The sequence below is a fragment of the Methylobacterium trifolii genome (assembly GCF_022179685.1).
GTDB classification, from domain to species: Bacteria; Pseudomonadota; Alphaproteobacteria; order Rhizobiales; family Beijerinckiaceae; genus Methylobacterium; species Methylobacterium trifolii.
This window is the reverse complement of sequence record NZ_BPRB01000376.1, coordinates 1-1,358: the sequence shown is the minus strand read 5'-3', so window position 1 is coordinate 1,358 and position 1,358 is coordinate 1. Positions and strand designations below refer to the sequence as shown.

Genomic DNA, 1,358 nt, shown 5'->3' with positions numbered 1-1,358 from the left:
ATCATCTGACGACGGACACCCACACCTCGGCCGCCCGCATCAGCTTCTGCGCGGTGCGCGCCGTGTAGCTGAGCGCCCACTCGCACCACTGCTCGAATTTCCCGTGGCCGAGGATCGCCTTGGCCGTCAGGAGATCGCGTCCGTTCTCGAGCCATTGATCGTGAGCATACGTCGCCGCGCGCCGTTCGCGCTCATTGATGCGACCGGCAATCTCCTCCAAATCGCGTACACCATTGCGCACATCGATTTGTGCCTTAACGGCGACGCTCGCGACCGCTGGAGTGTCCGAATGAATAGATGCTGAATGTGATAACACCTTGCACCCTCCAAGACACGAGGGCGCTACAGAGGTCGTTCATAACGACCTACGGCATCAACCTCAGGATGGCGGAATTATCCGCCGGTTGTCTATCAGGATGCAGGCGCTCGAAGTCCTGCTACTATGGCACCTCGGCTCAGAGCCTCCCCGGAGCAGGAGGAAACCCATCAAGGCGCGCCAACAAACCTAGAGGCAAAAGCGCTAAACGGCAAGCCTCCTGTACTGACCCATTATGAGACAGCGCAGGCGCATCCGTATTGATTATTGATACAATGCAGTGATACAAAGGTCGAAGTCAGTGCTGCCGTAAGTGTCTGATTTTGTTGTCTACCTTGCTTTGAAAGCCCAATCCTTTCCTGGGCACCAATGTTCTGAGAAGGCCAAGCCGCTCAGAAAGTTAGGCCGAGACAGAGTGTTGCGCTGAACCGACCGTGCTACGCTGGTGTGCAACAGATGCTCTTTCGGATCGTCCGGCCGGCCAAGCGGCGAGACTCCTTTATTCTTCAATTTGTCCGGCGAATCCCGGCTGACGTGCGGGCATTCGCAATTGGTCGAACGCTCTCCATTCCGCTTGGTAAGGAACGCGTCCAGGTCCGCGTCACGCAACCTATGGCGGCTATTCGGTTCTCTCTCTGCCCCCGCGAGCCGAGCGAGGCCAAGCGTCGGCAAGGACGGGTAGCCGCCTCGCGAGAAGAATATTGGACGGCATTGCGGAACGCGCGACCGATCGCTCGCGATCACCGGCAGGCGACGGCGTTGGCAGGCGAACTGTATCGGGCGCGGTCTGGGATTGCCCCGTGTCTGTGGACGGTCAGGGGGTTTGGCTGAACAGGGGCTCGGGTCACGGGTCCGGCTGGGTTTCCTGCACGTGACGACGGGCGAGCGGTATCCGAGCGCCGAGTGCCGGCGCAGCGGGTCGTAGACGCCCTCGATGTCGCTGAAGCAGGCCATCCGCGCCTCGGCCTGCGAGCGGAAGCGACGGCGCGCGAGCAGTTCGCATTCGAGGGTCGGGAAGTCCTGCGACAGGCTCAGCAACCAT

General features: G+C 60.5%; 1 protein-coding gene. It reads right to left on the bottom strand.

The genetic code is table 11. From position 1 onward, the window contains the following. Position 1: 1 nt before the first annotated feature. Positions 2–220 (bottom strand): DUF3102 domain-containing protein, encoded by a 219-nt coding sequence (locus tag COGEMETH_RS24760; protein ID WP_238185323.1) that lies wholly within the window; start codon positions 218–220, stop codon positions 2–4. Between the last annotated feature and the right edge of the window lie 1,138 nt (positions 221–1,358).